At 62.9% G+C, this 26,867-nt stretch carries 23 protein-coding genes and 1 pseudogene; 11 read left to right on the forward strand and 13 right to left on the reverse strand.

Annotated features, from left to right (window positions below):
• Positions 1-55: 55 nt before the first annotated feature.
• The 6 genes and pseudogenes from pssA to SB753_RS32385 all read right to left on the reverse strand — a co-directional run bounded on the left by pssA (position 56) and on the right by SB753_RS32385 (position 8,072).
• Positions 56-925: a CDP-diacylglycerol--serine O-phosphatidyltransferase gene (pssA, locus tag SB753_RS32360; RefSeq protein WP_410803965.1), complete on the reverse strand. Its 870-nt coding sequence runs from the start codon at positions 923-925 to the stop codon at positions 56-58.
• Between the two features lie 24 nt (positions 926-949).
• Entirely contained in the window at positions 950-1,588 is a 639-nt protein-coding gene (locus SB753_RS32365) for a phosphatidylserine decarboxylase (protein ID WP_020069572.1), read from the reverse strand.
• 117 nt (positions 1,589-1,705) lie between these two features.
• Positions 1,706-3,405, reverse strand: a pseudogene (gene ltrA, locus SB753_RS32370) (group II intron reverse transcriptase/maturase).
• 1,171 nt (positions 3,406-4,576) lie between these two features.
• Positions 4,577-5,593 (reverse strand): ketol-acid reductoisomerase, encoded by a 1,017-nt coding sequence (gene ilvC / locus SB753_RS32375; RefSeq protein ID WP_020069571.1) that lies wholly within the window; start codon positions 5,591-5,593, stop codon positions 4,577-4,579.
• A gap of 112 nt (positions 5,594-5,705) precedes the next feature.
• Positions 5,706-6,197 (reverse strand): acetolactate synthase small subunit, encoded by a 492-nt coding sequence (gene ilvN / locus SB753_RS32380; RefSeq protein WP_020069570.1) that lies wholly within the window; start codon positions 6,195-6,197, stop codon positions 5,706-5,708.
• A 111-nt stretch (positions 6,198-6,308) separates the two neighbouring features.
• Positions 6,309-8,072 carry an acetolactate synthase 3 catalytic subunit gene (locus tag SB753_RS32385; RefSeq protein ID WP_020069569.1) on the reverse strand — a complete coding sequence of 588 codons (1,764 nt, stop codon included), beginning with the start codon at positions 8,070-8,072 and terminating at the stop codon, positions 6,309-6,311.
• A gap of 355 nt (positions 8,073-8,427) precedes the next feature.
• Between SB753_RS32385 and SB753_RS32390 the strand changes: the two genes are divergently transcribed.
• From SB753_RS32390 to SB753_RS32440, 11 genes are all read left to right on the forward strand, one after another.
• Complete coding sequence (locus SB753_RS32390) at positions 8,428-8,991, forward strand: RNA polymerase sigma factor (protein WP_020069568.1); 564 nt, start codon at positions 8,428-8,430, stop codon at positions 8,989-8,991.
• Positions 8,988-9,416 (forward strand): DUF3619 family protein, encoded by a 429-nt coding sequence (locus SB753_RS32395; RefSeq protein ID WP_020069567.1) that lies wholly within the window; start codon positions 8,988-8,990, stop codon positions 9,414-9,416. The genes SB753_RS32390 and SB753_RS32395 overlap by 4 nt, the downstream gene beginning before the upstream one ends.
• 16 nt (positions 9,417-9,432) lie before the next feature.
• Positions 9,433-10,191 (forward strand): DUF3106 domain-containing protein, encoded by a 759-nt coding sequence (locus SB753_RS32400; RefSeq protein WP_204522158.1) that lies wholly within the window; start codon positions 9,433-9,435, stop codon positions 10,189-10,191.
• A 70-nt stretch (positions 10,192-10,261) separates the two neighbouring features.
• On the forward strand, positions 10,262-10,762 hold the full coding sequence (locus SB753_RS32405; RefSeq protein WP_214877795.1) for an RDD family protein: 501 nt from the start codon (positions 10,262-10,264) through the stop codon (positions 10,760-10,762).
• A 165-nt stretch (positions 10,763-10,927) separates the two neighbouring features.
• Positions 10,928-11,869 (forward strand): UDP-2,3-diacylglucosamine diphosphatase, encoded by a 942-nt coding sequence (locus SB753_RS32410; RefSeq protein ID WP_020069564.1) that lies wholly within the window; start codon positions 10,928-10,930, stop codon positions 11,867-11,869.
• Positions 11,870-11,912: 43 nt separating this feature from the next.
• A complete protein-coding gene (locus SB753_RS32415) occupies positions 11,913-12,944 on the forward strand; it encodes a glycosyltransferase family 4 protein (protein WP_020069563.1) in 1,032 nt (343 codons plus the stop codon).
• A gap of 20 nt (positions 12,945-12,964) precedes the next feature.
• A complete protein-coding gene (locus SB753_RS32420) occupies positions 12,965-13,612 on the forward strand; it encodes a diacylglycerol kinase (protein WP_408202093.1) in 648 nt (215 codons plus the stop codon).
• Between the two features lie 246 nt (positions 13,613-13,858).
• Positions 13,859-14,572, forward strand: a complete 714-nt coding sequence (locus SB753_RS32425) for a TetR/AcrR family transcriptional regulator (protein ID WP_020069561.1) — start codon at positions 13,859-13,861, stop codon at positions 14,570-14,572.
• Positions 14,573-14,583: 11 nt separating this feature from the next.
• The gene (locus tag SB753_RS32430) at positions 14,584-15,168 is read left to right on the forward strand and encodes a TIGR00730 family Rossman fold protein (RefSeq protein ID WP_410803970.1); all 585 of its coding nucleotides are present in this window, start codon (positions 14,584-14,586) and stop codon (positions 15,166-15,168) included.
• A gap of 67 nt (positions 15,169-15,235) precedes the next feature.
• Positions 15,236-15,982 (forward strand): SDR family oxidoreductase, encoded by a 747-nt coding sequence (locus SB753_RS32435; RefSeq protein ID WP_410803972.1) that lies wholly within the window; start codon positions 15,236-15,238, stop codon positions 15,980-15,982.
• Positions 15,983-16,240: 258 nt separating this feature from the next.
• A complete protein-coding gene (locus SB753_RS32440; protein ID WP_410803974.1) occupies positions 16,241-18,064 on the forward strand; it encodes an ArnT family glycosyltransferase in 1,824 nt (607 codons plus the stop codon).
• Between the two features lie 127 nt (positions 18,065-18,191).
• Here the strand turns inward: SB753_RS32440 and SB753_RS32445 are convergent, their stop codons facing one another.
• From SB753_RS32445 to SB753_RS32475, 7 genes are all read right to left on the reverse strand, one after another.
• Positions 18,192-18,926 carry a DUF924 family protein gene (locus SB753_RS32445; RefSeq protein ID WP_410803976.1) on the reverse strand — a complete coding sequence of 245 codons (735 nt, stop codon included), beginning with the start codon at positions 18,924-18,926 and terminating at the stop codon, positions 18,192-18,194.
• Positions 18,919-19,332 (reverse strand): group II truncated hemoglobin, encoded by a 414-nt coding sequence (locus tag SB753_RS32450; protein ID WP_020069556.1) that lies wholly within the window; start codon positions 19,330-19,332, stop codon positions 18,919-18,921. Before SB753_RS32450 ends, SB753_RS32445 begins: the two co-directional genes overlap by 8 nt.
• 30 nt (positions 19,333-19,362) lie before the next feature.
• The gene (locus SB753_RS32455) at positions 19,363-21,852 is read right to left on the reverse strand and encodes an ABC transporter permease (RefSeq protein ID WP_410804000.1); all 2,490 of its coding nucleotides are present in this window, start codon (positions 21,850-21,852) and stop codon (positions 19,363-19,365) included.
• A gap of 143 nt (positions 21,853-21,995) precedes the next feature.
• Positions 21,996-22,607 carry a DUF4126 domain-containing protein gene (locus SB753_RS32460; RefSeq protein ID WP_088173579.1) on the reverse strand — a complete coding sequence of 204 codons (612 nt, stop codon included), beginning with the start codon at positions 22,605-22,607 and terminating at the stop codon, positions 21,996-21,998.
• A gap of 203 nt (positions 22,608-22,810) precedes the next feature.
• The gene (gene sugE / locus SB753_RS32465) at positions 22,811-23,131 is read right to left on the reverse strand and encodes a quaternary ammonium compound efflux SMR transporter SugE (protein WP_020069553.1); all 321 of its coding nucleotides are present in this window, start codon (positions 23,129-23,131) and stop codon (positions 22,811-22,813) included.
• 120 nt (positions 23,132-23,251) lie between these two features.
• Entirely contained in the window at positions 23,252-23,950 is a 699-nt protein-coding gene (gene kdpE, locus SB753_RS32470; protein ID WP_020069552.1) for a two-component system response regulator KdpE, read from the reverse strand.
• Positions 23,943-26,861 carry a DUF4118 domain-containing protein gene (locus SB753_RS32475; RefSeq protein ID WP_410803979.1) on the reverse strand — a complete coding sequence of 973 codons (2,919 nt, stop codon included), beginning with the start codon at positions 26,859-26,861 and terminating at the stop codon, positions 23,943-23,945. The genes kdpE and SB753_RS32475 overlap by 8 nt, the downstream gene beginning before the upstream one ends.
• Between the last annotated feature and the right edge of the window lie 6 nt (positions 26,862-26,867).

Consider the following 26,867-nt stretch of genomic DNA (forward strand, 5'->3'; position numbering starts at 1 on the left):
TTCGATACTTCGCAAGCTCTCGGACCGCACGTGCATAGCGTGCACGCACACCGGACTATCTGTCGTGCGCGACCGAACGAGCAGGATTTGCTCTGCCGCGGAGCGCCTGGTAGCCCCAGAACACATAGCCGGACAGACCGTACAACACGAACAGGCCGAACAGCATCAGAGGCGGATCGGACGACACCAGCACGAACGCCACCACCACCAGCAGAATGACGCCGAACGGCACGCGATGCCGCACGTCGAGCGCCTTGCCGCTATAGAACGGGGCGTTGGACACCATCGTCACGCCCGCGTAGATCGTCAGCACAAAAGCGACCCACGGCAGCCAGACGAGCTTGAGCGGCACGCGGTTGTCGGTGGCAAGCCACACGAAGCCCGCGATGAGCGCTGCGGCTGCCGGGCTCGGCATGCCCTGGAAGAAACGCTTGTCGACCACGCCGATGTTGGTGTTGAAGCGTGCAAGCCGCAACGCCGCGCCCGAACAGTAGACGAATGCCGCAAGCCAGCCCCACCGGCCCAGGTCTTTGAGGATCCACTCATACATGACGAGCGCCGGCGCAACGCCGAACGACACCATGTCGGACAGACTGTCGAACTGCTCGCCGAATGCGCTTTGCGTATGCGTCATACGGGCGACGCGGCCGTCCATGCCGTCGAGCACCATGGCCACGAAGATCGCGATTGCCGCGACTTCGAAACGCACGTTCATTGCCTGGACGACTGCAAAGAAGCCGCAGAAGAGCGCCGCCGTGGTGAACGCGTTCGGCAGCAGATAGATGCCGCGCTTTCTCAGAAATTGCTGACGCTGCGCGCGGCGGCTCTCCACCACTGGTGAATCCGTAACGACCGGCTTGTTGCGGCGAAACGGACGCGGTAACGGTCCACTGGTGCGCGGTCGGCGCGGTTTGAATGCGGCCATTCGGACAATCTCCTTTGTGCCGCTTTACAGTTCAGCGAGGATCGTGGACGACGCCGACACCTTCTCGCCGATAGACACACGCGGACGGCTACCCACGGGCAGGTACACATCGACACGCGAACCGAAGCGGATGAAGCCATAGCGCTGGCCGCGCGAAAGCGGCTCGCCAGCACGTACATAGCAAAGAATGCGCCGCGCGATCAGACCGGCGATCTGCACCGACGTAACCGTTTGCCCGCCGGCCATTTCGATCACGATTGCATTGCGTTCGTTTTCGAGCGAAGCCTTCTCCACTGCGGCATTCAGATAAGCGCCAGGGAAATATTCGACCTTCGAGATCGCACCGTCGACAGGCGAGCGCTGCGAATGGACATTGAACACGTTCATGAAGACGCTGATTTTCAGCGCTTCACGATTGGCGTACGGATCATGCGCGGTTTCCACTGCGACGATGCGGCCGTCGGCCGGGCATAGCACGGCATTCGCCTGAGTCGGAATCGGGCGCGCCGGATCGCGGAAGAACTGCACGATAAAGATCAGGATCAGCCAGAACAGCCACGCAAAGCCGAATCCCGCGAAGGCGTGAACCAGTAATGCAACGACGGCCGCGATGGCGATGAACGGCCAGCCTTCTCGCGCGATGATCGGATGTGGGTAATTCATGGGTGGCTTCAGTATTTTTGGAGGGTAGCCCCCCTTCCTCGCGGAAGAAGGGCCCCCTAAGAACCGTACGTGCGAGTTTCCCCGCATACGGCTCAAATCTACAAACAAAGCCCGGTCTTAGGACCGGGCCGGCTTAGTTACCGCAATTTTACCTGCGTGCACCTGCTGATGGCAGTGCGGGTGAAGCAGAACCCTGTTCGAGAGAGCGTCCGTGCCACCATGCATCCGATACTCCAGATGATGGTCATGCCAGCCGGTCTCCTTTGTCAGGGCACAGCCACAATGCGAGCAAAGCCCGTCTTGCGACATATACAGCGAAACCCATTGCTTCCGATAACGCATTGAGTGTTCCATGCGCGCCTGTCGCAACTGTTCGCCGTACTGCTCCCACTCAGGATCAAAGGGATTGAATGCTCCTTTGACCTTTCTGTGTCGCTTAATTTCCGTACCGCTGATCTGGTACAGGCTAAGCAACCCCTTACCACCGTCGTCACGAGCTACAGGAACAGCGAACACCCAGTGTCGATTGCCCTCCGAGTGAAAGTATTTCTTCTTCACCCATTCGGCGCTCTTGTTCAGGTGCCGCCTCTTCGACCACCGCCAAAGCCTTCGGAAAATCAAAGACTCCATGCGGCTGTATGCCTCTTTGGCGACCACAGGACTGTGATACTGCGCCCAGCCCCGTAGCATCGGGTTCAGCAGTCGAATCAGATTCTCCTGCTTTACCGTCTTATGACCGCTGATCGTATCCGCCACCTTGCGATAGAACGTTTTCACGTTCTTCTTGCTCGGCTTGATGAGTAGCGTCCCCGAGTACTTACGGAAATTCCACCCCAGGAAATCGAAGCCTTGGTCAATGTGTGTGATCCGCGTTTTCTCCTCGGACAGTTGCAGACCTCGAACGGCAAGGAATGTTTCCACCCAAGGTCGAACTTCCTGCTCCAGCAACTCTTGCGAGTCACCGGTGATCACGAAGTCGTCCGCGTACCGCACCACATTGACTTTAAGTTTGTTGGCTTTTGCGATCCCAAACTTCGCACTAAGGTGCGCTAGCAGTTCTCGCTCCAGCCCGTTCAGCGTCACATTCGCCAGCGTCGGAGAAATGATCCCTCCTTGCGGCGTACCGGCCTCTGTCGCCTGAAGCTGCCCCTTATAAATCAGGCCAGCTTTCAGCCATTTCCGGAGGATTTCCTTGTCCATCAGGACTGGGTCTCCAACCAGTTATGGCTAATATGGTCGAAGCATCCCTTGATATCCGCCTCCAGCACCCAACGGGCTGAGCCCTTCTGGGACATGGCGACGAATATCTGTGACATGGCGTCAGCCGTCGAGCGATTTAACCTGAACCCATAAGAGTTCGGGTCGCTCGTCGATTCCGACACCGGCTCCAAGGCCAGCAGATACAAGGCTTGCATCGCCCTGTCCCGCATGGTCGGAATGCCCAGAGGGCGCTCCTTTCCATTGGCCTTGGGGATAAAGACTCTCCGTAAAGGCAGAGGCCTATATCCACGCCGCTTCAACCTGCCGACAGCAAGCCATCGGCTCTCAGGCGAGTCCCAAAGTTCGCGATCGACTCCAGCCGTTCGCGCACCCTGATTCTGCGTAACACGTCGTACCGCATACAGCTTTGCGGACAACGTGCGGGTCAACATCCGTTGCAGGGCTCTCCCCCTGCGCCAGTTGCCTTCCCGCGTCGCCTTCGCAATTCGAATCTGCATCCCTCTCACGTTCCGTTCAACCCGCCGCCAATCTACGGCGTACCAGTTGTCCGGCGCGTGGGAAAGCGCAGATCCGTCCTTTCGGACAGATACTCTCATGCTGCTCTCCTACTCGAAGAAGTGAATCCCGAGCGAAGAACAGATCGCCCCTTGCGGGAGCGATCTGCTCCCGCAAGGGGGTTAAAAACATATGCTGACGGTCCAGAAGCCCGACAGCAATCATCTTCCAGCTAAGGGTTAGTCAGCCATCTTGCGACGGTAGACCAGACGGAAGTCTGCCCGCTTTCGCGTGGGGTAATGTTCCAACCCCTATCCGACCCATTACAGACCGGCTTTCGCTTTCTCCGTCATCCCATACCTGCACAATCAACAGCGTCCCTCACGGTTCGCCTGCCAGTCAAACTACGACCGGCAACCATACAGGCTTACCACGTTCCCGGCGTGTCACACGACTGACTTAGGTTCTGCCTATTCCCCGGCGGTCCGATGACGACGTAACCCGAATTTACAGCGGGTTATCCGACCGCACACCTGTTTGGTTGATGCCTGTCAGCAGCTTTGGCACCGTCCTACTTACGAGGTTTATCAGCAGTTCACTTGCATTAACCATATCAGCCAGCCTAGCCCCTCAACCCCGTTGCTGCTGGGAGTCTCCGGATGGTCATCTCGCAACCACCATCCGCCCGAACTTCCGGGGGGTACATTGTTAGAAGAGCTTCACACCCCACCATTGCCAGTGACGCATGTCTTCCTAGGCTACTGCTGGTCGTACAGCAGGTTCACTACCCTCGCCAATGCAGCCAGCGAGGCCGAACAATGACACACCGAGCTTTTCGCTCGTATCGTTTAGCGACTCCGTTGCCCTGAGGCGCAGGAATTGCAAACATCACCCCGCCCTGTCGGCGGAGATGAAGCCGCTGACTGGGCGGGACCTGACGGTAATCAGGTCAATGCAATACGGTTGACGGCGGAATGCACCGTGTCCCGTGTTCACTACTAAGGTGTGCCCCTAAGGACACATCTACTGCTTAAAGTGCGGCTCACAAGGGAGCCGCCTGCGGAGGGCATGGTGAGTCCAGTCGAGACCTTGCTCAATAACCCTCTAGTCGATGCCCCGTAACGTGGGGCTGACGGACACGAGCGTGCGTGTCGCACGTAAAACCGTAGGATAGCAAAAGCCGCCCGGGGTTCAGCACCCTCGGGCGGCTTTTTGCATTACCGGCGCACGCGGCGGTGCGCCGCGCCGGTATGAGGCGATAAAACGGACTTCTTAGTTCTTCGACTGGTCGACCAGCTTGTTCTTCGCGATCCACGGCATCATGGCGCGAAGCTTCGAGCCGACCTGCTCGATCTGGTGCTCGGCCGTCAGACGGCGGCGCGATTGCAGCGTCGGTGCGCCTGCCTTGTTCTCGATGATGAAGCTCTTCGCGTACTCGCCCGTCTGGATGTCGGTCAGCACGGCCTTCATCGCCTTTTTCGTTTCAGCCGTCACGATGCGCGGACCCGTCACGTACTCGCCGTATTCGGCGTTGTTCGAGATCGAGTAGTTCATGTTCGCGATGCCGCCTTCGTAGATCAGGTCGACGATCAGCTTCAGTTCGTGCAGGCATTCGAAGTACGCCATTTCCGGCGCATAGCCGGCTTCAACCAGCGTTTCGAAACCGGCCTTGATGAGGTCGACGGTACCGCCGCACAGCACGGCCTGTTCGCCGAACAGGTCGGTTTCGGTTTCTTCGCGGAAGTTCGTTTCGATGATGCCCGCACGGCCGCCGCCGTTCGCTGCCGCGTACGACAGAGCGATGTCACGTGCCGCGCCCGACTTGTCTTGCGCAACGGCGATCAGGTGGGGCACGCCGCCACCTTGCGTGTAGGTGCCGCGAACCGTGTGGCCGGGCGCCTTGGGCGCGATCATGATCACGTCCAGATCCGCACGCGGGATCACCTGACCGTAGTGAACGTTGAAGCCGTGCGCGAATGCGAGTGCCGCGCCTTGCTTGGCGTTGCCGTGCACTTCCTTGGCATAGACTTCGGCGATCTGCTCGTCCGGCAGCAGCATCATGACGACATCCGCGCCCTTCACGGCTTCCGCCACTTCCTTGACCTGCAGGCCGGCGTTCTCAGCCTTGCTCCACGATGCGCCGCCCTTGCGCAGACCGACCGTGATGTTCACGCCGCTTTCCTTCAGGTTCAGCGCGTGCGCATGGCCTTGCGAGCCATAGCCGATGATGGTGACCTGCTTGCCCTTGATGAGGGAGAGATCGGCGTCCTTGTCGTAGAAAACTTTCATGTCGGTTCCTTGGCTAAATTCGGATGATTCAGAGAGATTCAGATACTGCGAATGTTGTGTTGCAAGGCCGGATGGTGATGAACGCCACCCGGCCGGATCGAAGCGGTGCGGGTTACACCTTCAGAATGCGCTCGCCGCGCCCAATGCCCGAACTGCCCGTGCGGACCGTTTCGAGAATCGCTGTGGCGTCGAGCCCTTCGATGAAGGCGTCGAGCTTGTCGGCTGCGCCCGTCAGTTCGATCGTGTAGGTCTTTTCGGTGACGTCGATGATGCGGCCGCGGAAAATATCCGACATCCGCTTCATCTCCTCACGTTCCTTGCCGACCGCCCTCACCTTGATCAGCATCAGCTCGCGCTCGATGTGGGCGCCCTCGGTAAGGTCGACCACTTTCACCACCTCGATCAGGCGGTTCAGATGCTTCGTGATCTGTTCGATCACGTCGTCCGAGCCAATGGAGACGATGGTCATGCGCGACAGCGAACGGTCTTCGGTCGGAGCCACCGTCAAGGTTTCGATGTTGTAGCCGCGTGCCGAGAAGAGACCCACCACGCGTGACAACGCGCCCGGTTCGTTTTCCAGCAGGACGGAAATAATGTGTCTCATGTTTCGCTTCTTCCAGATGTTTGTCGATGTACGCGAGCGGTTTCGCGCCGCTTCGTCCGCACTCGCCCTTCGTGAAGGCGTGCGTGACGAAGCCGGCGTCAGAAACGGTCGTTATAGATCTTCCGAACCCATGAGCATCTCGGTGATGCCCTTGCCGGCCTGTACCATTGGCCAGACGTTTTCGGTGGGATCGGTCTGGAAGTCGAGAAATACCGTGCGATCTTTCAGGCGCAGCGCTTCCTTGAGCGCCGGCTCGACATCGGCCGTGCGTTCGATGCGCATGCCGACGTGGCCGTACGCTTCAGCGAGCTTCACGAAATCCGGCAAGGCGTCCATATACGAATGCGAATAGCGCTTGCTGTATTCGATCTGCTGCCACTGGCGCACCATGCCCAGATAGCGGTTGTTCAGCGAAATGATCTTCACAGGCGTCTCGTACTGCTTGCAGGTCGAGAGTTCCTGGATGCACATCTGGATCGAACCTTCGCCCGTGATGCACAGCACGTCGTCATCAGGGTGCGCCATCTTTACGCCCATCGCCGCGGGCAGGCCGAAGCCCATCGTGCCGAGGCCGCCCGAATTGATCCAGCGGCGCGGCTTGTTGAAGCGATAGAACTGCGCAGCCCACATCTGATGCTGGCCGACGTCGGAACAGACGAACGCATTGCCGTCGGTCAATTCCCACGCCTTTTCCACCACGTACTGCGGCTTGATGACGTCGCTCTTGCGGTCGAACTTCAGGCAGTCTTTCGCGCGCCAGGCTTCGATGTCCTTCCACCAGTCGGCGAGCGCCGCGGTGTCCGGGCCATGCTCGGCCGTTTGCAGCTGTTCGATCAGTTCCTTCAACACTTCCTTCACGTCGCCGACGATCGGAATGTCGACCTTGACGCGCTTGGAAATGGAAGACGGATCGATGTCGATATGAATGATCTTGCGCGGACGCGACGCGAAGTGCGCCGGGTCGCCGATCACGCGGTCGTCGAAGCGCGCGCCGATTGCGATCAGCACGTCGCAGTGCTGCATCGCCATGTTGGCTTCGTACGTGCCATGCATGCCGAGCATGCCGAGAAATTTCTTGTCGCTCGCGCGGTAGCCGCCCAGACCCATCAGCGTATTCGTGATGGGGTAGCCGAGAAGATCCGCGAACTGGTTCAGCTCGCGCGATGCATCGGCCAGGATGATGCCGCCGCCGGTGTAGATGTACGGGCGCTTCGCCGACAGCAGCAGCGAAACCGCCTTGCGGATCTGACCGGAGTGGCCCTTCGTGACGGGGTTATACGAGCGCAGCGAAACGGTTTTGATCGGCTCGTACTGGCAAGGCGCCTTCGACACGTCTTTCGGAATGTCGATCAGCACCGGGCCGGGCCGGCCGGTACGGGCAATGTAGAACGCTTTCTTGACGGTCGCGGCGAGATCGCGCACGTCTTTCACGAGAAAGTTGTGCTTCACGCAGGGACGCGTGATGCCGACCGTATCGCACTCCTGGAACGCGTCCTGGCCGATCGCGGCAGTCGGCACCTGGCCGCTGATCACGACCATCGGAATCGAATCCATGTAGGCGGTGGCGATACCGGTCACCGCATTGGTGACGCCGGGGCCGGAGGTCACGAGGCACACACCGACCTTGCCGGTGGAACGCGAATAAGCGTCGGCGGCGTGAACCGCGGCCTGCTCATGACGCACGAGGATGTGCTGAAACTTGTCCTGCTTGTACAGCTCGTCGTAAATGTAGAGTACCGAGCCGCCGGGATAGCCCCAAACAAATTCGACGTCTTCGTCGGCCAGCGCCTTCATGAGCACGGTGGCGCCGATAGAGTCAGCTTCGTGTTGTGGAGTGGTATCCGACGTGGAGAATTCCGCGCTGGGCATATTCATTCAATTCACCTTTCGAATTTTCGGCAAAAAATTGATCGGGTGCTCTCTGCCGGGCTTGTGGCTCGGGTTCAAGCGGCGCGTCCAGTTGACAGGTGAGCTTCTTGGGCCACACCTCAATGAGACAAGTCACTTATGTTGCGAACCAGCGACGATAGCGGCAGACGCCCGCGCGGTCAAGCAAATATTGCCCGAACCCCCGTCCCTGGCGCGCTCTTCTGACCGGCGACCAACGTCATGACGATGTCGACCGGTCCAGCTTTCGCCCCTGCTTTCGCAAAAGTTTGTTAGCATCCGCGAGTTTTACGACATTTTTCGACCGATTACGCGCACGCTCGCTGCGCCGACCCCCAAACGGATGGCATCAGACAAGGAACTCGCCGATTTTCTGGCGGGCGTCGAAAGGCGCGCATTCAAGCAGACGGTCTACGCCGTGCGGGACGACGACGCCTCGCTGGATATCGTGCAGGACGCGATGATCAAGCTCGCCGAAAAATATGGCGACCGTCCGGCGGCCGAGCTTCCGCTGCTGTTTCAGCGTATTCTGCAGAATGCGATGCACGACCATTTCCGTCGTGCGAAAGTACGCAATACGTGGGTCAGTCTCTTCTCGTCGCTAGGCAATGCCGACGACGACGAATTCGATCCGCTGGAAACGTTCGAGGCCCAGCAGGGCTCGGCGGGCGCGGAGAGCAACGAACAGAAGCTCGAACGCGAACAGGTCTTGCAGATGATCGACGACGAGATCCGAAAGTTACCGGCACGTCAACGGGAGGCGTTTCTCATGCGTTATTGGGAAGATATGGATGTCGCCGAGACTGCCGCCGCAATGGGCTGCTCCGAAGGCAGTGTGAAGACGCACTGCTCGCGGGCCACCCACACGCTGGCGCAAGCGCTCAAGGCCAAAGGAATCACGCTATGAGCTCCCAAGAAACAAAAGAACTCGAGTTCGCGCGCCAGGTGCGCCGCGCGCTCGACGAAAACGCCGCCAGCATTCCGCCCGCCACCGTCGATCGACTCGCCGCGGCGCGCCGCGCCGCGCTCGCCCGCAAGAAGCCCGAAACCGTGAGCGCGCCGGTGTTCGCGCCCGCTCTCGCCGGAGCGGGTATGCCGGGCGGTATGTCGCATGGCGAACTGCCACAACGCCGCCGTTCGCCGCTGCGCCGCTTCGCTCTCGCGTGGCCGCTCGCTGCGCTCGTCGTGAGCCTCGTCGGCATTGCCTACTGGGAAGACCAGCAGCGCACGGCTGAACTCGCCGATATCGATGCCGCCATGTTAAGCGACGACCTGCCGCTCAATGCCTATCTCGACCACGGTTTCAACGCGTATCTTTCGCGCGCCCACTGAGCGGGAGAGTGTTCGGGTGAGCTACAAGCGCGGTCTTGCCGTTGTTTTCGGATGTGCGATTGCGGCTCTTGTGTCGTTTGCCGCGACGTATCCGCGCTTTTACCCGAGCCCTTCCTCCGCCGGCGCGCCCGCCGCGACCGGTAACGGCGCGGCGCGCCCGCCCGCGCCCGCACTCGGCGTCGAATTGCCTGGCCTGCCCGGCAGCAAAAGTCCGCTGGCGTGGTCGCGGCTGAGCGCCGCGGAGCATGTGGCGCTGGCGCCATTCGAGGCGCAGTGGGATTCGTTCAGCGACGAACGCAAACGAAAATGGCTGAAGATCGCATCGCGTTACTCAAAGTTGTCACCCGATGCACAAAAACGCCTGCATGAACGGATGACCGAATGGGTGCGCATGACGCCCGATCAGCGCCGCGTCGCGCGTGAAAATTACCAGGTTTCGAAGCAATTGCCCCGTGAAGCGCGCCAGAACGCGTGGAAGGCCTATCAGGAATTGCCGGAAGAACTGAAGCAGCGGCTTGCCGCGAGCGAGCACAAGCGGCGTCCGAGCGTGGTCAGCGCGCCGCCGTCGGGCCGCAGCGAGATCAAGGGGCTCGACCGGCTTGTCAATGCACGCGAGCGTGCCGCGAGCGGCACGTCGTCGGCGAGCGCGGCGGCGGCCGTGTCATTACCGAGCCCGGCTTCGCTGCCGGGTATCCCGGCCGCCGGCAGCTTCGTGCCGGCCACGCCGCTGCCGGTCTCCCCGGCGGAAGCGCCGTCGATTTTCAACGGTTCGTGAGCCGCTCCCGCCCGTGTCAGAACCGCGCGTGACTTCCAGATCCAGTTCGAACTCCAACGGGAGTCCGTCCCTGGCCAAGCCGCCCGCTTCAACGGACACCCCGCCGACCGTGCGTCGCCGTCTCGCCGCGCTGCTTTACGAAGCGCTGCTGCTGTTCGGCGTCGTTTTCGTCGCCGGTTATCTGTTCAGCACGCTCACGCAGCAGCGCAACGGACTCACGCACCACAATCTGCTGGCGGCGTGGATCGGCCTTGTCGTCGGTCTGTATTTCGTGTGGTTCTGGACCCACAGCGGCCAGACCCTGCCGATGAAAACCTGGCGTCTGCGCGTAGTCGCGGCCAGCGGCGCGCCGCTTTCTGCATGGCGGGCGATTGCACGCTACGTGCTCGCCTGGCTGTGGTTTCTGCCGCCGCTCGCATTGCATCCGCTTCTCGGCCTGCGCTTGCCCCAAACCCTCGTGATCGCTGCTATCTGGTTCGTGTTGTGGGCGGCCACCGGCCGCTTCGGCGCCAGCCGTCAGTTTCTGCATGACCGTCTTGCTGGAACGCGCGTCATCGACGTCGCGCGCTGAGCGGCTCGACCCAACTCCCCGCGTTTTCCCGCAGTTCCCGCTCGTCCTTCTCGCCTTTCTTTGTCCCTTCTCCGCCCGCCGCAGTAATAAGAACTTCTCATGACTGTCACGGCACAGTCACGCGCCGTAGGCCCAATACAGGCACCGCAACTCGACGCGTGAGCCATGGACTCCAAAACGTCCGCGACTTCCCTGTTCCGCCAGACTGGCCCGAGCGTCGACTCCGTCGCGTTCCGCCCCGAATCCACCCATAGCCACGGCTTGCCGCTTCCCGTCGCACCGCTGCCGCTCGACACACACGCGCCCCAGCACGACGACGAGCACGCAGAGCCACAGCGTTACCGCACGATCTGGCTGTCGGACATCCACCTCGGATCGAGCGGCTGCCAGGCGCCTTATCTGCTCGATTTCCTGCGCTACAACGAGTCGGAGTATCTGTATCTCGTCGGCGACATCATCGACGGCTGGCAGTTGAAAAAAGGCTGGTATTGGCCGCAGGCCCACAACGACGTCGTGCAGAAAGTGCTGCGCAAGGCGCGCAAAGGCACGCAGGTGGTCTATGTGCCCGGCAATCACGACGAAGCGGCGCGCCAGTTCTGCGACCTCGCGTTCGGCGACATCCACGTGCGCGGCGAAGCCTTCCACACCACACTCGCCGGCAAGCGCCTGTGGATCGTGCACGGCGATCTGTTCGACGGCGTGATCCAGCACGCGAAGTGGCTCGCCTACCTCGGCGACACGCTCTACACGATGATCCTGATCCTGAACCGCTGGTTCAACCGGATCCGCAGCCGGCTCGGCTTTCCGTACTGGTCGCTTTCGCAATACCTGAAGCATCAGGTCAAGAACGCGGTGAACTTCATCTCGTCGTTCGAACGCGTGATGACCGACGAAGCCCGCCGCCGCGGCTGCGACGGCGTGGTCTGCGGGCACATCCACAAGGCCGAGATACGCGACATCGACGGCGTGCTGTACTGCAATGACGGCGACTGGGTCGAAAGCCTGTCGGCGCTCGTCGAGACGTACGAAGGCGAACTCAAGGTGATCTACTGGACCGTGATGCGAGCCCCGGAAGCGGGCGTGCAAAAGGCCCGGGCGACGGCGTAATCCCTCTTAACCTCTGCTGGCTCGAATCGAGGAAAACCAATCGATGAAGATCATGATCGTCACCGACGCATGGGAACCGCAGGTCAACGGCGTCGTGCGCACGCTAAAGAACACCACGCGCGAGCTGACTGAGCTCGGCCACAACGTCGACTTGCTGACGCCGCTCGAATTCCGGACGATTCCCTGCCCGACGTATCCCGAGATTCGCCTGTCGCTGCTGCCGCGCCGCAAGCTGCGCCAGCGTATCGACGAATTTGCGCCCGACGCGCTGCACATCGCGACAGAAGGCCCGCTCGGCATGGCCGCGCGCGCTTACGCGATCCAGCACAAGCTACCGTTCACGACCGCGTATCACACGCGCTTTCCCGAATATGTGCAGGCGCGTTTCGGCATTCCGCTCGCCGCGACTTACAAGTTCTTGCACTGGTTTCATAAGCCGTCGCTTGCCGTGATGGCGCCGACGCCGGTCGTCAAAAGCGACCTCGAAAAATACGGCTTTACGAATGTCGTGTTGTGGACGCGCGGCGTCGATCTCGACATTTTTCACCCGATGGATTCGAAGGTACTCAATACCGCGCGGCCGATCTTTCTGTACGTGGGCCGCGTGGCCGTCGAGAAAAACGTCGAGGCATTCCTGAAGCTCGATTTGCCCGGCTCGAAATGGGTTGCCGGCGAAGGGCCCGCGCTGGCCGAGCTGAAATCGCGCTATCCGACCGCCAACTATCTGGGCGTGCTGACACAGGCTGAACTCGCCCGGGTCTACGCTGCAGCAGACGTGTTCGTCTTTCCGAGCCGAACGGACACGTTCGGGCTCGTGCTGCTCGAGGCGCTCGCCTGCGGCACGCCGGTCGCCGCCTATCCGGTTACCGGCCCGATCGACGTGCTCGGCAACGGCGGCGCCGGCGCGATGAACGAAGACCTGCGCGACGCGTGTCTGGAAGCGCTCAAGATCGACCGCGCGCACGCGCGCGCATGGGCCGAGCGCTTTTCGTGGGCGGCGGCCTCCGAGCAGTTCGCTGCGCATCTGAAGCCGTTGCCGCGCGCGTCGTATCGCGAGGAGAGCGCGGCCGCGTGACGCGGCGCGCCTGGCTGCCCATGCGAAGCAGATACTCTCCCGCAAGCCGCGCGTCCGTGAACGGCGCGCTGCGCGCCGTTCACGCCCCCAACGAGCACGACACCGCGGGCGTCGAGCCGTTCGACGACGTCAGCGAATCCACCGTGCCGGATCGAATCGACGGGCATCGCCGGAACGGCCAAAGCGCGGAGCGTGCCCACCACGGCACATCCGCGAACAGCGACACCCAGCACGAACCGCTCGGTCCCGACGACCCGCTCGCGCCTCTGCCCTTCAACCCATACAAGGGCAACCGCGGCCTGACCCGCGCCTGGCACGCGATGAAAAACTCGCTCGCGGGCTTTCGTGTCGCTATCCGCGAGGAGAGCGCGTTTCGCCAGGAGCTGACACTTGCCGCGATTCTGCTTCCGTGCGGCGTGCTGGTCCCGGTCGAACCGGTATCGCGCGTGTTGCTGCTCGGCTCCGTGCTGCTCGTGCTGATCGTCGAGTTGCTGAATTCGAGCGTGGAAGCGGCCATTGACCGTATTTCGCTGGAACGGCACGAACTGTCGCGCCGCGCGAAAGACCTGGGCAGCGCGGCGGTAATGGTCGCGCTCGGCATGTGCCTGATGACGTGGGTGCTGATCGTGGGCCCGCTCGTCGTGCACTGGGTTAAGGCGTGGTTTTGACGCCAACGCAAGGACAACCCAAGGACAACGCAACGACGCCAGGCGGCGCGAGCGAAGCGATAAAAAACGCAGCTTTCAGATGACCCGCGTCCGCCGCAAAAATGAAAACCCTCGGTATCCGTTTGATATTAGAACGCTCGGTTTATAATCGTCCGGCAGTCTCAAAATAGCAACCGCGTCCGGGTGGAACACGCAGCAGCGGCACACCGCCGCGCGTCCGACCCGGCGTAACCAGGGCCGGACGACATGGAAGCCAAACCTCCCCGCCGCACGCGCGAACGGATACTCGAACTGTCGTTGAAACTGTTCAACGAAATCGGCGAGCCGAACGTCACGACGACGACTATCGCCGAGGAAATGGAGATCAGTCCAGGCAACCTGTACTACCACTTCCGCAACAAAGACGACATCATCAACAGCATCTTCAGCCAGTTCGAGCAGGAGATCGAAAAGCGTCTGCGTTTTCCCGACGACCACCGTGCGACCATCGACGAAATGTGGTCGTATCTGCAATACATGGTGGATTTCACATGGCGCTACCGTTTCCTGTATCGCGATCTGAACGATCTGCTCGCGCGCAACCGCACGCTCGAAACGCACTTCAAGCAGATCATCAGTCACAAGGTACGTTTTGCCAGCCAGTTCTGCGATCAACTCGTGGCTGACGGCGAGATGGTCGCCACGCCTGACGAACTGCAAGTGATCGCGACCAACATCGGCGTGATCGCAACGTATTGGCTGTCGTATCAGTTCGTGATGAACCCGCGCAAATACAACGAGCAGGAAGCGATTCGCGCGGAACTCCACCAGGTAAGCGTACAGATCGTGTCGTTGATGGCGCCTTATCTGCGCGGCCGCTCGCGGCAGATTTTCGACGACCTGGTGTCGGGCAAGCTGCCCAAGCGCGAGTTCTACGACTATCTGCCGCCGAAAGAAGGCGCCGCGCCTCGCAACGAATAGGACGTTTCTCCATGAAGTCGGTGTGTGTGTATTGCGGCTCCGCTAACGGAGCCAAACCGTTGTATGCGGAAGCGGCGCGTGCGTTCGGCCGCTCGCTGGTAGAAGCCGGTCTCGCGCTGGTCTACGGCGGCGGCAAGGTTGGCCTGATGGGCGTGATCGCCGACACGGTCATGGCCGAAGGCGGCCGCGCGATCGGCGTGATTCCCGAGTTGCTCGTCAACAAGGAAGTGGGCCATAACGGGCTGACCGAACTGCACGTGGTGCCCGACATGCATCATCGCAAGAAGATGATGGCCGATCTGTCCGATGCGTTCGTTGCAATGCCGGGCGGCGCGGGCACGCTGGAGGAACTCTTCGAGGTCTACACCTGGGCGCAGCTCGGCTATCACCAGAAACCGGTGGCACTGCTCAATATCGACGGCTTTTACGATCCATTGATCAATCTCTTGCAGCACACTGTCGACGAAGGCTTCATGCGCAAAGCGTATCTCGACATCCTGCAGATCGACGCCGATCCCGGCGCATTGATCGGCAAGCTGCAACGCTATCAACCGCCCGCCGCCGACAAGTGGGCGATCAACCGCGACGCCGTCTGACTTCGGCCGCGATTGAAAGCCCGCCGCGTTTGGCTGGCGCCCACTCTCCCTGCACGTTGAGGTTGCGATGACGCAAACCGTTCTGATCACCGGCGGCAGCCGCGGTATAGGCCGCGCGACGGCGCGCTTGCTGGGCGCGCGCGGCTGGTCCGTCGGCGTGAATTACACGCAGAATCTGGCCGCCGCGCAGGAGACCGTCGCCGAAGTCGAGCGGGCCGGCGGACGCGCATTGCCGGTTGCCGGCGACGTCGCAAACGAAGCCGACGTGATTGCGATGTTCGACCAAACGGAGCAGACCTTTGGCCGGCTCGATGCGCTCGTCAACAACGCGGGCATCGTTGCACCGTCGATGCAACTCGCCGACATGGATCTGGCGCGCCTCACGCGTGTCTTCGACGTCAACGTGCTGGGCGCGTATCTGTGCGCGCGCGAAGCCGCGCGGCGCATGTCGACGGATCGCGGCGGTGCGGGCGGCGTGATCGTCAATGTGTCGTCGGCGGCGGCGCGGCTGGGTTCGCCGAACGAATACGTCGACTATGCAGGCGCGAAAGGCGCGGTCGACACCATGACGCTCGGGCTCGCGAAGGAACTCGGCCCGCGAGGCGTGCGTGTGAACGCGGTACGGCCGGGTCTCATCGACACTGAAATCCACGCGAGCGGCGGCAAGCCGGATCGCGCCGCGCAACTGGGTTCGACAACCCCGCTCGGCCGTCCCGGCCGCGCCGACGAAGTTGCAGAAACCATCGTCTGGCTGCTGAGCGACGCCGCGTCGTATGTGACTGGCGCTCTCATCGACGTTGCGGGCGGCCGCTAGGCGCCCTTCTTCTTCACCGTCTATTTACGCGGCGGCCGATGTCACGCCGCGTCTCCTTCCTGTTCCCGTTCGCAGCCCATCAGGCATAGGTATTGCCCCGGCACGTTCAACTGCCGCGTCTGTGCGCCGCCGCCCGTGTAATCGTTCGTAAGAATAGGAGATTACAATCGCGGCCGATCGCGCGCCATGCCCACGACGCCGAATAAAGAACCGGTACGCGCGCCTGAGTTGCCGCTTGCCGCGATAAGAGATCGTCTTATGCAAGAAAAGCCAGTCGCACCATCTCCGGCCGCCGGCTCGCAAGCCGCCGATCGCGCGCCTTACCTCGAGCGTTGGCGTGCGCTCGGCAACGTGCGTTCGCTGCTTTGGCTCGTGGCGATGGCGATCGTATGCGCGTGGCTTTTGCCGGGCACCTTGGGGCACGATCCCTGGAAACAGGACGAGACTTACACATTCGGCATCGTCCAGCACATGCTCGACACCGGCGATCTCGTAGTGCCGACCAACGCGGGCCAGCCGTTCGTCGAAAAACCGCCTGTGTACGACTGGGTGGCCGCCGGCCTCGCATGGATGTTCGGCCGCTACATGCCACTGCATGACGCGGCGCGTCTCGCGAGCGCGCTGTTTGCCGGGCTGACCGTGTACTACACGGCCCGTGTCGCGCGCCGCGCCGTGAATGCCTCGAACTGGCGCGACTTGCGCGTGATCAGCACGCTGGCGTTGTTTGGCGGCACCTTCGTCGTCGTCAAACACGTGCACGACATGATGACCGACGTCGCGCTGATGGCCGGTGCGGCGATCGGATTCTGCGGGCTGTTCGAACTCGTGCTCGCGCATCTTCGTTATGACGGAGAACGAAACAACGACGCCGCGCAGCGTCGCCACGCGATACTAAGCGGCGCCGCGATGTTCGGCGCGGGCGTCGGCCTGTCGTTTCTCGCGAAAGGCCTGTTCGTGCCACTCGTGTTCGGCGCGACGGTCTGCGCGGCGCTCGTGCTTTATCCGGCCTGCCGCAGCCGCAGCTTCGCCGGCGCGCTCGGCGTGGCCGCGCTGGTGTGCGCGCCATTCGCACTGATCTGGCCGCTCTGCTTCTATCTACGGTCTGAAGCGCTCTTCAAGGTCTGGCTTTGGGATAACAACGTCGGCCGCTTTTTTGGTTTTTCGGTGGCCGAACTCGGCTCGGAAAGCGAGAACCGGCTATTCGTGCTGCGCACCGTGCTGACCGTCGGTTTTCCCGTCGTGCCGCTGGCAGTGGCCGCGCTTGCGGGCGGCGCATGGCGGCGCTGGCGCGACCCGCGCGTCGCGTTGCCGGCGATTTTCGCGGGCACTGGTTTCGCCGTGCTGCAAAGCTCCGCGACGATCCGCGAACTGTACATTCTGCCTTTCATTGCGCCGCTGGCGTTGCTCGCGATGCAAGGCGCCGAGCGGTTGCCGCAGCGTTTCCATACGGCGTGGGACATGACGAGCCGCGTGTTGTTCGGCAGCACGGCGGCGCTCGCCTGGATTGTCTGGTCCATCGCGAGCAGCCCGGTGAACACGCATGCATCGCTGCACCGGCTCGGCCGATGGCTGCCGCTCGACTTCGTCTTACCCGTCCGCCCCGGGCTGATCGCCGCCGCGCTATTGATGACTATCGGCTGGCTGTGGCTGCTGCCCGCGTTCAAATACACGGGCAAGTGGCGCGGCCCGCTCAGCGGGTGCGCGGGCGCTGTCGTCGCGTGGGGCTTGGTGAGCACGCTGCTGCTGCCCTGGCTCGATTACGCGAAGAGCTACCGCTCGGTGTTCGAAAACCTCGGCGAGGCGTTGAACGTGGAATGGAATGACGGCGATTGCATGGCGAGCATCGGCTTAGGCGAGTCGGAAGCGCCGATGCTCGAATATTTTGCCGGCATCGAGCATCAGCCGACCGTCGACGCCCGCACGACCGGGTGTACGTGGCTGATTGTCGGAGGCCGGCGGGACAACCCGTCCACACCGGCTGGCGACTGGCGTCTCTTCTGGTCGGGCGCGCGTCCGGGCGATACCGACGAGTTGTTGCGCGTCTTCGTGCGTACCCCGGCTGTCGGTGCAGGGACGCGATAACGCGAGAATCGTGCGTTGATAGAGCGGCGTTCGCCTAAGAGAGAATCCGGGCAATGCGCTTATTCAAGAGGGCCCGCCGTTCGCGCGTTAGCCCACAACGCGGTGCGTCAGGCGGCCAGAACGCACGTCAACTACCGGCGGCCGGCTTTTTCGCGCGCGATTGAAACGACGAGCCCGGCTCGCGCAGAAAGGCGATTTCATCGGCTGTGGACTGGCGACCGAGCACCGCATTCCGATGCGGAAAGCGTCCAAAGCGCTCGATGATCTTTGCGTGCCTCACCGCGAACGAATAATAAGACGCACCGCCCGGCTCGGCGGCAAGGGCCTTGAAAAGACGCAGCGATTCATGCTGGCTTGCAAGCGATTCGTCGTGTTCGAACGGCAGATAAGCGAACGCGCGATGATGCACGCCCGGCAACAGCCGGTCCGCTCCGCTCGCAACCATCTGCTGTGCAATAGCCAGCGCTTTCCGGTCGGCCGCGAATGCCGTAGCCGTGTCGCGGTGGCAATTGCGCGAAAACTGATCCAGCACGATGACGAGCGACAGTGCTCCTAACGGCGTTGCGGCCCAACTGTCGAGTTGGGACTCGCGGGCGGCATCGATCAGCGTTCCGAAACGTTCGCGCAAGCTCGCATCGAATGAATCGTCGGCGGTGAACCAGAGCTTGCGCGGCTCGCCGAAGTCTGGCGAGTCCGGCGCACCGAACCAGCAGTCGAGCACGGCGCGCGCCTGCGGATCGAGCGCGGCGTAGTCAGCCGACCTGCGGTCGGCCACCTCGCCTGCAAGCGCATCGGTCAGCGCATTCGCCACCGGGAACGACGCCGGCGCCGCGCCGTCGGTGTCGGTGCCGAGGTCAGCCATTGCGGTTGCGCATCCAGTCAGCCGTTTCGAAAAACGAGCCGAGCAGCCGTTCTCTCAGCGGCTCGGCAAGCCCTATGTCTTCCATCGCCCAAGCCATGCAGCGAAGCCACTGGTCCCGTTCGCTCGACGCGATCGCGAACGGCAAATGCCGCGCACGCAGGCGCGGATGCCCGAACCGGCTGATGTAATGATCGGGCCCGCCCAGCCATCCGCAGAGGAACCAGAACAGCTTGTCGCGCGAGCCGTCCATCGACTCGGGATGCAACGCGCGAATGCCGGCGAACTCCGCTTCGAGATCCATCAGGTCGTAAAAACGGTCGACGAGTTCACGCACACGCGCTTCTCCGCCAACCAGTTCGAAGGCCGTAGGCTGCGCCGCCGACACTTCGTCATCAAGCTCACTCATAACAACTCATCAACAAAATCGAGGGAAAAATCAGGCGTCCCGCAAAGACTGCAACGCGGGACGCGACAGCACATGCCGCAAGCTCAGCCAGCCGCCGACCGCCGCACACGCGACGCCCGCCGCGATTCCGGCGGGCAGCAGCCATGGATTGAACTCGAGATAGAACTGGAACACGCGAGTCGCGAGCACCCAGCCGATCACCTGCGCCCCGAGCGCCGCCATGAATCCGGCGAGCGCGCCGACCGCGACGAACTCGGCGATCTGCACCGTGCGAACCTGGCCGTGGGACGCGCCCAGCGCGCGCAACAGCGCGGATTCTCGCATACGCTCGTCGCGCGTGCCGGCGAGCGCCGCGTACAGCACGAGCACGCCTGCCGCGAGCGTGAAGGCGAACAGGAATTGGACCGCGCCGATCACCTGCTGCAACACGCGCTGCACCTGCGCGAGAATCGGACCGGTGTCGATGGCCGTCAGGTTCGGGTACGCGGCGATCAGGCCGTCGATTGTCGAACGTTTTTCAGGCGGCAAATGGAAGCTGGTAATGAACGTAGCCGGGAAGTCCTGCAACGCGGCCGGCGGCATCAATACGAAAAAGTTGACCTTGAACGAACCCCAGTCGAGCTTGCGAACGCTCGTGACCGGGGCGTCGATCTGCAGGCCGGTGACGTCGAAGCGCAGCACGTCGCCCGGCTTCACGTTGATCAGCTTCGCGAGGCCTTCTTCGATCGAAATCTGCGGCGTCTTCGTGTCGCCGTACCAGGTGCCGGCGGAAAGGCGATTGTCCTCGGGCAACTGCGTCGTGTACGACAGATTGAATTCGCGGTCCACCAGGCGTTTGGCGTCGTCGCCCTTGAACGAATCGGGATTCACCGCTTTGCCGTTGATGGCGGTGAGCCGGCCGCGCACCATCGGCGAGAGCACCGTGTCCGGGACGCCATGCGTGTCCAGATAATGCGTGACCGCGTCGCGCTGATCGGGCTGAATGTCGATGATGAATTCGTTCGGCGCATCGGGCGGCGTCGATTTGCGCCAGCCGGCCACGAGATCGTTGCGCGTCATCGCGATCAACAGCAGGCACATGAGGCCGATACCGAGCGCGGTGATCTGCAACGCGCTCGCACTGCTGCGCCGCTCCAGCGAGGCGAGCGCATAACGCCAGCCGATGCCCGCATTCACACGCTCGCTGCGCACCACGCGCGCCGCGCCCCACAGCGCAACGCGGGCGACGCACGCGAAAACCAGCAGCCCGCCCGCGAAACCGCCCGCGACGATTCCGCCGAGCTTCAACTCGCCCGCCGCGACGATCAACAGTCCAGCGAAGAGCACGATGCCGAGCGCATACGCGGCCCACGCCGTGCGCCCTTCTTCGCCCCACTCGCGACGCAGCACGCGAACCGGCGGCACACGCGTGAGCGGCAACAGCGGCGGCAGCGCAAAGCCGAGCAGCAGCACCAGACCGGCTGCGATGCCTTCGAGCGCCGGCCATGCCGTGGGGTACGGCAACGCGACGTCGATGAGACTGCCAAGCCACGTCAGCAACGCCAGATGGCCGAGATACCCCAGCGCGACGCCAAGCGCGCCGCCCAGCACGCCCACGCCGACGAATTCGAGCGTGAACAGTGCGCGCAGCGTGCGTTGACTCACGCCGAGACAACGCATTGCGGCGCACCCGTCGAGATGCCTGCGCATATACCGATGCGCGGCCATCGCGATCGCCACGGCCGCGAGCAGCGCGGTCAGCAGCGACACGAGCGTGAGGAAATGACTTGCGCGGTCGAGTGTCTGGCGCACTTGCGGCTGGCCGTCCTGCAAGGATTCGAGCGCGACCCCGCGCATCTTGCCGCCGTCCACCTTGCCGTGCGCGAACTCTGCAAAGCGCGCGACCGACGCATCGGCGCCCGCGACCAGCAGCCGGTACGTCACGCGGCTGCCGAACGTGATGAGCCCGGTGGACTGAACCTCGTCCGCGCGCATCATCAATCGGGGCGAAAAGTTGACGAACGAGAAGCCACGGTCGAGTTCGCGCGTGATCATCGCGCCGATGATGAAGCTGCGGTTGCCGACCTTCACCGTGTCGCCTATGCGCACCTTCAACGCGTCGAGCAGTTGCTGATCGACCCAGACGGTACCAGGCGCGGGAATGGTTTGCGCGGGATGATCCGCCGCCGTGGGCGCTGACGCAATCCGCAACGCGCCGCGCAGCGGATAGCCCGGCGACACCGCCTTGATTGCGGCGAGTCGCGACACCGGCTGAGAGCCGGTCGAGTTGATCATGCTCGGAAAGATTGCCGTGGTCGCCGTGCTCAGCCCGAGCGCCGACGCCTGCTGCGCAAACTGCGGATCGACCGGATGATCCGCGCGCACGATGAAGTCGGCGGCGATCATGCGGCGTGCGTCGCGCTCGAGCCCTTGATGCAAACGGTCGGCGAGAAAGCCGACGCTCGATAGCGCAGCGACGGCCAGCACCAGCGCGAGCAGCAGCATGGTGAGTTCGCCCGCGCGCCAGTCGCGCGCGGTCATGCGAATCGCCTGGCGCAGCAGATCGCCGCCGCTAAAGCGGCGCGTCGCGGACACGCCGACGCGTGCCGTGGAATGTGTGGCCTTGTCGCTGGCTTCGTCGGTACCGCTGGTCTCGCGGGTTTCGCTGTTATCGCGGGTTTCGCTCAATCGTGCCGGCTCCTCGCGAGGCGCGACACCATATGCGTGGCCATGCCGCGAAAGCCGCCCTGCACGCCGCGCCACAACCGCGGCAACACCCAGCCGGCCAGCACCAGGAAGCCGACGATCAGCACGAGAAACAGCAGCGGCAGGAAGAGCGCAAGCAGGATGCCGCCGAATACGAGGCCGTCTTCGGCGGTCGACGTAACGATATTCGACACGGGTTCCGGCGACAGATTAATCAGCGCGCGCGTACCCGCTTTCGTGAGATGTGCGGTGCCTGCGAGCGTGCCGCCCGCGAGCGCGGCAACCGTCAGCAGCGCGGGATCGGCATGGCCGAGTGCCCCGGCTGCGAGCACCGCGCCGGCCGGAATGCGGATAAACGTGTGAATTGCGTCCCACAAGGAATCGAACGCGGGGATCTTGTCGGCGAGAAATTCAGTGACGGTCAGCGCGCCCGCCACGCCGATCACCCAAGGCGAGGACAGCGCGGACAAGGTATCGGGAAGATGAACGAGGCCGAGGCGCTCGAACACGCCGGCCAGCAGGACCGTCAGATAGAGGCGCAGGCCGCTGCCCCATGAGAGCCCCGCAGCAAGCGAAAGTGATTCAAGCATGGCCGCCTCCAGGCGCGCGGTGCGTGCCGGGCGCTTCGGCAGGCCAATCACGAAGGAGCCGCCACACCGAAGTCGTCAGACCCGCGCCAAGCCGGCCGCGCCGGGCAGGCCGCGGGCAACTTCAGGTTGGTTTCAATCTCATTATAGCCACGTTAATTCGCAGAACGCAGAGTGGCTTGCAAAATGGCGGCATGTGCAGGGACTCAATGTCCCGACGACAGCTTGAGCCCGACCAGGCCGACGACAATCAGCGCCGCGCTCGCAACCCGCGCAACCGTCAGCGCCTCGCCCATCATCACGATGCCGAAGATGAACGCGCCGACCGCGCCGATGCCGGTCCACACCGCGTAAGCGGTGCCGAGCGGCAACTGCCTCATAGCCATTGCCAGCAGCACGAAGCTGCCGACCGCCGTCACGATGGTGAACACCGAAGGCCACAGCCGTGTGAAACCGTCCGAGCTTTTGAGACCGGCCGCCCAAGCGACTTCGAGCAAACCGGCGACGAATAGAAGAATCCAGGACATGGAACAGCTCCATTGATCAGATGGGGCCGTCCCCGTTTGTGAAAAGCGTAAGGTCGTCCTTACGGTTCGTAATTATAACGATCCGCTCGCCATCGCGCTGCGAGGCGCACGCCGCCAAGCTCAAGCCACGCCGACCAGCCGGTATCCGACACCTGTTTCCGTGACGATGTGCTCGGGTTGCGCCGGATCGCGCTCCAGTTTGCCCCGCAAGTGCGCCATATAGATTCGCAGATAGTGATAGCTCTCGACATGCGACGGACCCCACACGTCGCGCAGCAATTGCCGGTGCGTCAGCACGCGGCCTGCATGGCGCACGAGCGTTGCGAGCAGCCGATACTCGATCGGCGTCAGATGAACCGCGGCGCCTTCTCGCGTCACCTGGCGCAGCGCCAGATCGACGCTGACCGCGCCAAAGCGCACCTGCGGCGACTCGTTCGCGCCGCCTTGATTGCGACGCCGCAGATGCGCGCGGATTCGCGCGAGCAGTTCGGACACGCCGAAGGGCTTCGTCAGGTAATCGTCCGCACCGGCATCGAGCGCCGCGACTTTCTCGCTCTCCTGCGTGCGCGCGGACAGCACGATCACCGGCAACTCGCTCCAGCCGCGCAATTCGCGGATCACGTCGAGACCGTCGGTGTCGGGCAGGCCGAGATCGACGATCACGAGATCGGGTTTGCGCGTCGCGGCTTCCACCAGGCCCTGCTTGCCGGTCTCGGCGTCATACACGGCGATGCCCTCGCCTTCCAGCGCCGTGCGCACAAAGCGGCGAATCTGCTTTTCGTCTTCGATCAGAACGACGGTGATGCTCGGCTCACTCATGAGTTGGTTTCGCTAACTGGTCCAAGTTCGGGTTTGAATGCGAGTCCAAATCCGCGGGTGTTGAGTCTGCTTGTCCCGGATTGTGTCCCAGATCGTCGTCGGCTTCTTCGTCCATCGGATCCGGCGCGTCCGGCGGCGTGTCGACGGGCAGCGTGAACCAGAAGCGCGCACCGTCGATGCGGCCATCAACCGCTTCTGCCGAACCTGCCGAACCTACAGACCCAGCGGCCACGCGATTGAGCGCGCCGATGCTTCCGCCGTGCGCTTCCACGATCGCTCGGCAAATCGCGAGACCCAGGCCCACGCCGGGCTTGGTCGATTCCTTCTCGCCGCGCGTGAACTTCTCGAACACTCGCGTTTCCATGCCGGCTGGCAGGCCCGGCCCATTATCGTCGACAGTGACGCGCACGAACGGCTTGCCGTCCGGCTCGAAGCATTGCGCGCCGATGGTCAGCGGCGTACCGGGCGACGTGTATTTCGCCGCATTCTCGAACAGGTTCGAGAAAAGCCGCTCCATCAGTACGGCGTCCAGATGCAGCAACGGCAGGTCGGCCGCGAGATTGACCTGCACCGGGTGTCCGCTCAGCGCACGCTTGCAGGCGCGCAGCGCGGCGCCCACGGTTTCTTCGAGCGGCGTCCACTGCCGGTTTAGCTGCAGGCTGCCCTCCTGCAAGCGCGCCATGTCGAGCAGATTCGTCACGATCCCGGTCATGCGCAGCGCTTCTTCATGGATCGCCTCGACGAGTTCACCGTCGCGCTCCACGTCGACATGAGTTCCCCGCGATTGTGCGAGCATCGACGAAAAGCCGACAATCGTTGTAAGCGGAGTGCGCAAGTCGTGCGAAATCGCCGACAACAGCGAGTTACGCAAACGTTCGGATTCCATACTGACCAGCGCGTCGCGCGCGATGTCCACATAATGCACGCGCTCGAGCGCGAGCGCGATCTGCGCGGCGAACGCGTCGAGCATGCGCTCCTGCTCGGGCACGTCCAGTTCGCGTTCGTCGCGCACCACCACCGCAAGCACGCCGCGCGTGCGCATCGGCGCCTTTAGCGGCAGATACAGGGCAGCCGCAGCGGGCAGCGTGTCGGTACCGTGTCCGGCCGGCTTCTGATGATCGTAGACCCATTGGCCGACATCGGTGTCGAGCAGTTCGCCTTCGAGCGTGATTGCGGCGTCCGGGTCCTCGATTTTCTGCTTCACCCGATCGGCGCTGTCCGGCAACAGAACCGCAACGCGCGCGCCGAACACTTCGCTCACGTGACGGCTCCCAATGCCGACGATCTGTTCGGTCGTCAGCGCGGCGGCCAGTTCGCGCGCCATCGAGTACATGGCGCCGGTGCGCTGCTCGCGCCGCCGCGCCACGCGCGCCTCGCGCCGCAAGCTCGACGTTAGATGACTGATCACGAGCGAGGTCAGCAACATGCCGAAGAACGTCAACAGATATTGCGTATCCGACACCGACAGCGACAAGCGCGGCGGCACGAAGAAAAAGTCGAATGCGGCGACGCTCAGGAACGACAGCAGCACGCCGGGCCCGCGCCCGAGTTTCGCTGCTGTGAAGATCACGCCGAGCAGATACAGCATGACCAGGTTCGTCAGATCGATGTGATCGCTCAACTGGCTCGACAACGCGGTGATGCCCGCGCAGATCGCCAGTGCGAAGCCGTACGCGCGCGGCGGCGAGCGGCGTTCGCGCGCGGCGCTCAACGCATCGCGCCACGCGTTCGCAGTCGTGCTAAGCAGGCGGTGCTGCTCGCCGCTGCCGCTTTCCGACGACGACGGACGAATCAGCGTGAGATCGACATGACCCGCCTTTTCCGCGATGCGTTCGCCAAGCGGGCGGCGCAACCAGCGCGTTAAACCCGAGCGGGTCGACGCGCCCGCCACCAGTTTCGACACATTGCGAGCCTGTGCGTAACCGGCCAGCGCCGAAGCCGCGTCGACGCCCGCGAGCGTCGCCGTTTCCGCGCCGAGTTCAGCGGCGAGCTTCAATGCGTTCAGCGTGCGTTCGCGCCGCGCATCGGGCAAGCGCTGCAGCGCGGGTGTCTCCACATACACGGCGATCCAGTCCGCCTTCAGACTCGTGGCGAGACGCGCCGCCGCGCGCACCAGCATCGGCGCTTCGGGGCCGGGACCGACGCATACCAGCAAGCGTTCGCGCGCCTGCCAGATCCGTTCGATCGAACGATCGGCACGATACTCCCGCATTTGCGCGTCGACCCGATCGGCGGTACGGCGCAATGCCAGCTCGCGCAACGCGATCAGGTTGCCTTTGCGAAAGAAATTGCGCACGGCGCGCTCGGCCTGTTGCGGCAGATACACCTTGCCGTCACGCATGCGGTCGAGCAGTTCCTCTGCTGGAAGATCGACCAGCGTGACTTCGTCGGCTCGATCGAACACGCGGTCGGGGACTGTCTCCCACACGCGGATGCCCGTGATCTGTCCAACCACGTCGTTCAGGCTTTCCAGGTGTTGAACGTTGACAGTCGTATAGACGTCGATGCCGGCGTCGAGCAGTTCATACACGTCCTGCCAGCGCTTGAGATGCCGCGCGCCCTGCACATTCGAATGCGCGAGTTCGTCGACGAGAATGAGTTGCGGCTTGCGCGCCAGCGCCGCGTCGAGATCGAATTCGCCGAGCTTGCGCCCACGGTAGTCGAACTGTGCGAGCGGCAGCACGTCGAGCCCTTCGAGCAGCGCAGCGGTTTCGCCGCGTCCATGCGTTTCGGCGATGCCTACCACCACGTCCGCGCCTTCGTCACGGCGGCGGCGCGCCGCCTGCAACATCGCGTATGTCTTGCCGACGCCCGCCGACGCGCCGAAAAAAATCTTCAGCCTGCCGCGTTGACGCTGTTGTTCGTCGCGATGCAGCTTGTCGAGCAGTTGATCGGGATCGGGGCGGTTCATGCTTGC

The organism is Paraburkholderia sp. SIMBA_053 (genome assembly GCF_046534895.1).
In the GTDB taxonomy this organism is placed as follows: Bacteria; Pseudomonadota; Gammaproteobacteria; order Burkholderiales; family Burkholderiaceae; genus Paraburkholderia; species Paraburkholderia caledonica.